The following is a 5,669-nucleotide window of genomic DNA, read 5'->3' on the forward strand; positions in this document are numbered from 1 at the left end:
GGGGAATAGGGGGCGACGGGTCATTGGTGTCCTTGCCGTCGCCGCGCTGGCGTCAACGGCGTCCCACAAAAAATCTCCTCAACCTTTCGAACCTTTTGCTGCGCCGCGCCGACTGATGGTCAGAGGCGAATGGGTCGCCTCGATCAAAAGATCCAGGAGATCATCATGTTCAAGCGCACTCTTACCTCGGGCCTCGTCGCCATCTTCGTCGCCACCGGCGCGCTCGCCGGCACTGTCGGCACGTCGTCAGCCCACGGCATGCATGGCCATCATCATCACCACCACAACCATCACAAGAAGCACTTCAAGAAGTTCTGGTGGAAGCACTACAACCACCACCACAACCATCACCACAGGCACGGCAGGGTGATCATTTTCCTTTGATGGAGGGACCCAATTCCCCAAGAGGGCGGCTTCGGCCGCCCTTTTTGCGTTCGGCGATCACCTCGTGAAGTAAGGCGGCAAAGCTGCTGATCCCCGGCAAGCTACGGCATGCACACATTTCCAAGCAACTGGTCTTTGGCGATAGAGTGCATGGCAGCTTGGCGCATGCATTGCCTTATGCGGCGCTGGTCCCACTCCGTCTCGGCCCCGCCGAGCCACCGCTCCCCCGATCGACGGGGTAGAGGGAAGGCGCCAAGCTTTTGCCGTCAACGCTCGCCCAGCAACGCTCCTTTCCTTTCCCTCCGGAGGGGGAAAGGTGGCGCTGCGAAGCAGCGACGGATTGGGGGACCCACGCGGCAATCGGGCCTCGGGCCGATCAGTCACCCCAGTCATAGCGGGTATGTGCATGGCGTAGCCCCAGCAAATGGGGGAGATTGGCCGCATCAACGTCCTCTCCAACCTCTTCCAGTCGCCGTCAGCGTGGACCTCGGTCCATCCGATTTCCCGGATCTCAGAAAAATCAAAAAAGTTCGAACCTTTTTCCTGGCTGCGACGACAGATGATCAAGAGGCGGATGGATCGCCTCGGTCAACGAAGCAAGGAGATCGTCATGTTCAAGAACACACTCGTTTCCGGCCTTATCGCCACCGCCGTCGCCGCCGCCACCGCCCACCGACTGCACGACCATGCCGCTGGCAAAATCTCCCCGAGTTGTGATGGTCCCGGAATTTATCCCCTCGGCATTGCCGCCGATTGTCGGCACGCCCCCATTGCCGCCGTTACCCACGATACCGAAACCACTCGCACCATCACCGGCAACGCCGCCCGCCGACCGCACAAGCATACCCTTCGAGAAAGCCCCGTCCGTGGAAATGGAGCCGGCATTATCGCCTTTCGCGTCACCGCCGAAACCGCCATTGCCGCCATTGCCACCCTTGCCGGCACCGATCGCAGCGCCCAAGCCGCCATTGCCGCCGCGCCCTCCGCTGGAATTGACGGTGATGCCGTTCGAATTGACCCCGTGCGTGATGATATTGCTTTCGATCGTAGTGGTCACGGTCGCCGTGCCGCCATCGCCACCCCGCCCGCCGACGCCGCCCTTACCGCCTACCGCGATGGCGAATGCCCATGCGCCGTTACCACCATCCCCACCGCCGGCGTCGCCCGATATGCCGGGAGCATTGTCCCCCGATGTTTCGAGGGCGCCAGATGCGTTGTTTGTTATATCGACGGTTCCGCCCTTGGCGCCATCGCCGCCTTTACCACCCTTGATCTCCACAAAAGGCGGGACGGCTGTTGCATGGACAGCCGAGCCGCCATCGCCGCCGCGCCCACCCCGGGCGCTGCCAACGAAAGCGGCCTCCCCGGAGGTCGTGCGGCCGACACTATTCGTTCCCGTAGCCGGCGCCACCGGCGAATGGCCATCTCCGGCGTCAGCAGTACCGATTCCGTCATCACCATTGTCGCCCGGTGCACCATCCGTATTGATGGACAATTGCTGCGCATGGACCGGAGATTGAGCGTAAGGAAAGACCAGCCCCACCAGTGCCGTAGCGCAAAGCAATCGAGCTATCCGTTTGGGCAGAGTGGCGAGACATTGATTCGGCCGGCCGGGCAAACCCTTCTGAGTCGCCGCGGCATCACGAAGAACTTCCTCAGAACATGCCTTGGCTGAACCGTCGTCGGCCGATGCGCACGACAATACGGCAACGCGCTCTGTGAACAAAGCCATGCACTTACCCCCCATTTTACGGGGGCGCGCCTCAATGCCTGCTTGAGTCCGACGCCACCGCTATGCTCTGCTCATGCAATTGCAATAAGGATGCCGGCACTGTGCAATAAGGTTCAATGCATTAAAACAGGGCATCCGTATTCCCACTTGCGGAGCTCTGACTCAATTAGAATACATTAACTTATGCCGGATGAAACCAAAAATTTACGTGGGGAACACTGACCAAAGCCACCGACGTTTCATAGTCATCATATGATGACTATCTGCCGTTTCGCGGCCGAAATCGCAGAACAAAGCGATTGGACCGCCCGATTTCGTGATACTCGACCCGCTGGCCATGGCATCGACGCGCAAACGCCCTATATCAAAGGACAGAGTTTTTGCGCGGGAATGAACGGATGTCGGCACTTCGGCCATCAACGATCTTCACAGTGGCAATGCTGGCCACGGCAGTGCTGGCGGGCGTTTGCCTGCCGGCTTCCGCGCAAGCGCTCAATCCCGCTACCGGCAACAATGCGCTGATCCGGCAGAACGACCTGCAAATCCTGCAAAACAGGATACAGCGGCAGCAATATCAACAGCAACAGCAGCAGAATCGCGCCCAGGACCGCCAGATCTTTCAGCAACCGCCACCGGTCGTGCAGCAGCTCAAGCCAAGCTGCCAGACCCAGATAATCGGCACCACCGCCGTGAGCAATTGCCGCTGACATCAAGGCCTTTTTCGTTTATTTAGCCGACTTATGTATTTCGAGTGTCGTTGGCACATGCGAAAGTTTTGGTTTTGCAACGACGCCTTGTCGCGCTATGCGGCATTGCATCGACTGGATTGACGAATGGCAGCCACCAAGAAAAAGGCCGTACGCAAGGCAAAGAAGGGCGAGAGAATCCGCCAGGTGGCGGCTATTCCCTTCCGGCTGACCGCGCGTGGCGATATCGAGGTGATGCTGGTCACGTCGCGTACCACCAGGCGCTTCATCGTCCCCAAGGGCTGGCCGATGAAGGGCAAGAGCGGACGCAAGGCGGCCACCATCGAGGCGCAGGAGGAAGCCGGCGTGCTCGGCAAGACGCTGAAGCAGCCGGCGGGCACCTATTCCTACTGGAAGCGGCTGGCCAATCGCTTTGTCCGCGTCGACGTCATCGTCTACCTGCTCGAGGTGAGCGAGGAACTGGCCGACTGGCAGGAAGCCAAACGACGCCAGCGGGCCTGGCTGGCGCCAGCCGATGCGGCCATGCTCATCGACGAGCCGGATCTTTCAACGTTGGTGAAGACGCTGAAGATCCCTGTGCAGGTGGACCAGGCGTAGAGCCTCACTCGCCGGGGTCATCGCTTTCGGGAAACGGCCGCACCGGCGTGCCGGTATAGGCCCACAGCCACTCGCGCGGCAGCGGCCCCTTGTTTCGCTCGGCCTGCTGCGACTGCTCCCAGGCATGCGCCAGGATGCCGACCGAGCGCGACAGCACGAAAAGCCCTCGCGTCAGCGGCGGCGGAAAACCGAGTTCGCCATAGATGACGGCGGTGGCGCCATCGATGTTGAGGGGTATTTTTTTCCCCTTGCGGCGTTCGACATCCGCCTCGACCGCTTCGGCGATATCGGCGAAACGCCCATTGACGGCACCGCGTGCGGCAAATTCGCGGGTCAGTTCCAGCAAGCGCGGCGCGCGCGGGTCGACGGGATGGAAGCGATGCCCGAGCCCCGGCACATAGCCCTTCTCCTCGGCGAAGAACCGGTCGAGCCGCGCCGAGACCGCCTCATTCAGCGTCATCCCGGCATCGATCGCCACGGCAATGTCACCATAGAAGGAAAGCGCCTGCTCGCCGGCGCCTCCATGCACGTCGCCGAGAACGTTGATGGCTGAGGCCATGGCGCTGTTGATACCGACGCCGCAGGTTGCAGCCATGCGCGCGATGGCAATCGATGGCGCCTGCGGTCCATGGTCGACGGCGGCAGCCAAGGCAATGCCGAGCAATTCTGCCTGGTCCTCGCTGGGCAGTTCGCCGCGCAGCATCAGCCAGATGACAGCCGGAAAGCTGACGCGGCCGATCAGATCCTGGATCTCGTAGCCGCGCAGCCGGATGACACCAGGCCGCATCTCGATGATATCGGTCTGCCACCATTCCTCGCCGCGCTCACGGCCCGTCTTCTTCTCCGTGCCGCTCATGCGCGTGCCTTTGTCCTGGCGTGGGGCGGCAGGTCGGCGAACACCTCGCTCATATGTTCGCCGAGCGCCGGCGGCGGCTTTGTCGGCAAGGGCGCCTCGCCATCGACCATGAAGCCGCCGCGCAAAACGGTCAGCGGCTTGTCCATGCCAGCCACATCGTCGAAATGCGCGGTCACCTGGCGCTCGAGGACTTGGGGCTCGGCCAGCACTTGCGGGATCGTCAGCACCCTGCCGGCAGGCACGCCGGCGCGATTGAGCGTCTCTTCCCAGGCCGCCGCCGAGGCGCCCGCCAGGGCGTCCTCGATCTCGACTTTAAGCGCCGCACGGTTGCGCTTGCGCGTCTCGCGCTCTGCATAGCGGATATCGGAAGCCAATTCCGGCCGGCCGATCAGCCGGCACAGCGCCACGAACTGCTCCTGCTTGTTGGCGGCGATGTTGATGAGCCCGTCGCCGGTGCGAAACGCACCGGAGGGTGCCGCCGTCATGTTCTCGTTGCCCATCGGCATGGGGTCGATACCTGCGGTCAGATAGTTGGAAACCGGCCAGCCAAGTGCGGAAAGTGTGCATTCGAGCATCGAGACGTCGAGAAAGGCACCCTCGCCGCTCGTCTTCTGCCGCACCAGCGCCGAGGCGATGGCGAACGCGCCGACCAGTCCGCCAAGCGTATCGGCGACGGGATAGCCGACCCGCAGCGGCGCCGTTTCCGGTGTGCCGGTGATGCTCATGATCCCAGACAGGCCCTGGATGATCTGGTCATAGGCAGGATTATCGCGCATTGGCCCGGTCTGGCCGAAACCCGATATCGCGCAATAGACGAGGCCCGGACGGACCGTCTTCAGTGCCTCGTAGCCAAGCCCCAGCCGATCCATCACGCCGGGGCGGAAATTCTCCACCAGTGCGTCGGCGCTGGCCACCAGATCGAAAAAGCGCTCGCGATCGGCTTGCTTCTTGAGGTCGAGCACAACCGACCGTTTGCCGGCGTTCTGAGCCAGGAACGAGGCGCCCATGCCGGCGCTGTTCAGCTTCGGCGAGCCGCCGAGCTGGCGGGCGAGGTCGCCGCCTTGCGGCGCCTCGACCTTGATCACGTCGGCGCCCAGCAGCGCCAGCTGATAGGCACAGTAGGGACCGGCCAGGACATTGGTCAGGTCGAGGACGCGAATACCGGAAAGCAGTTCTGTCATGGCGTCATGGATCGATCAGGCATCGCCGGGCACATGCTCCGGTCCGCGCCGACGACGATGCTCGATGAAGGCCCAGATATGCGGGCCGGCGAGGCCGATGAAGGCGAGCGTCAGCAGTGTCAGCGACAGTTTGTGGGTGTAGAACACGGACCAGTCGCCATTCGAGATGGTCATCGCCCGGCGGAACTGGGTTTCGGCGAGCGGCCCAAGGA

Annotated in this window: 6 protein-coding genes and 1 pseudogene; 3 read left to right on the forward strand and 4 right to left on the reverse strand. The window is 62.4% G+C overall.

Annotated elements, in window-relative coordinates; translation table 11 throughout:
* The first annotated feature begins 165 nt into the window (after positions 1–165).
* Entirely contained in the window at positions 166–384 is a 219-nt protein-coding gene (locus EN925_RS20715) for a hypothetical protein (RefSeq protein WP_013531393.1), read from the forward strand.
* A gap of 520 nt (positions 385–904) precedes the next feature.
* On the opposite strand, the gene EN925_RS20725 is transcribed toward EN925_RS20715, so the two are convergent.
* Positions 905–2,116: a hypothetical protein gene (locus tag EN925_RS20725; protein WP_206632875.1), complete on the reverse strand. Its 1,212-nt coding sequence runs from the start codon at positions 2,114–2,116 to the stop codon at positions 905–907.
* Positions 2,117–2,514: 398 nt separating this feature from the next.
* Between EN925_RS20725 and EN925_RS20730 the strand changes: the two genes are divergently transcribed.
* The gene (locus EN925_RS20730) at positions 2,515–2,823 is read left to right on the forward strand and encodes a hypothetical protein (protein WP_013529617.1); all 309 of its coding nucleotides are present in this window, start codon (positions 2,515–2,517) and stop codon (positions 2,821–2,823) included.
* A 126-nt stretch (positions 2,824–2,949) separates the two neighbouring features.
* Positions 2,950–3,420, forward strand: coding sequence for an NUDIX hydrolase (locus EN925_RS20735; RefSeq protein WP_013529616.1), 471 nt, complete (start codon positions 2,950–2,952; stop codon positions 3,418–3,420).
* A gap of 4 nt (positions 3,421–3,424) precedes the next feature.
* On the opposite strand, the gene EN925_RS20740 is transcribed toward EN925_RS20735, so the two are convergent.
* The 3 genes and pseudogenes from EN925_RS20740 to EN925_RS20750 form a co-directional block, all read right to left on the reverse strand.
* Positions 3,425–4,276, reverse strand: coding sequence for a citryl-CoA lyase (locus tag EN925_RS20740; protein ID WP_063168996.1), 852 nt, complete (start codon positions 4,274–4,276; stop codon positions 3,425–3,427).
* On the reverse strand, positions 4,273–5,457 hold the full coding sequence (locus EN925_RS20745) for a CoA transferase (RefSeq protein WP_127369358.1): 1,185 nt from the start codon (positions 5,455–5,457) through the stop codon (positions 4,273–4,275). The genes EN925_RS20740 and EN925_RS20745 overlap by 4 nt, the downstream gene beginning before the upstream one ends.
* Positions 5,458–5,472: 15 nt before the next feature.
* Positions 5,473–5,669, reverse strand: a pseudogene (locus tag EN925_RS20750) (tripartite tricarboxylate transporter permease); the annotation flags it as partial.

It is taken from the genome of Mesorhizobium sp. M7A.F.Ca.US.006.04.2.1 (assembly GCF_004022915.1).
In the GTDB taxonomy this organism is placed as follows: domain Bacteria; phylum Pseudomonadota; class Alphaproteobacteria; order Rhizobiales; family Rhizobiaceae; genus Mesorhizobium; species Mesorhizobium ciceri.

Bases quoted from the DNA above. Each gene is read 5' to 3' on its own strand.
- EN925_RS20715 (WP_013531393.1), top strand. From the start codon at position 166: ATGTTCAAGCGCACTCTTACCTCGGGCCTCGTCGCCATCTTCGTCGCC.
- EN925_RS20725 (WP_206632875.1), bottom strand. From the start codon at position 2,116: ATGGCTTTGTTCACAGAGCGCGTTGCCGTATTGTCGTGCGCATCGGCC.
- EN925_RS20730 (WP_013529617.1), top strand. From the start codon at position 2,515: ATGTCGGCACTTCGGCCATCAACGATCTTCACAGTGGCAATGCTGGCC.
- EN925_RS20735 (WP_013529616.1), top strand. From the start codon at position 2,950: ATGGCAGCCACCAAGAAAAAGGCCGTACGCAAGGCAAAGAAGGGCGAG.
- EN925_RS20740 (WP_063168996.1), bottom strand. From the start codon at position 4,276: ATGAGCGGCACGGAGAAGAAGACGGGCCGTGAGCGCGGCGAGGAATGG.
- EN925_RS20745 (WP_127369358.1), bottom strand. From the start codon at position 5,457: ATGACAGAACTGCTTTCCGGTATTCGCGTCCTCGACCTGACCAATGTC.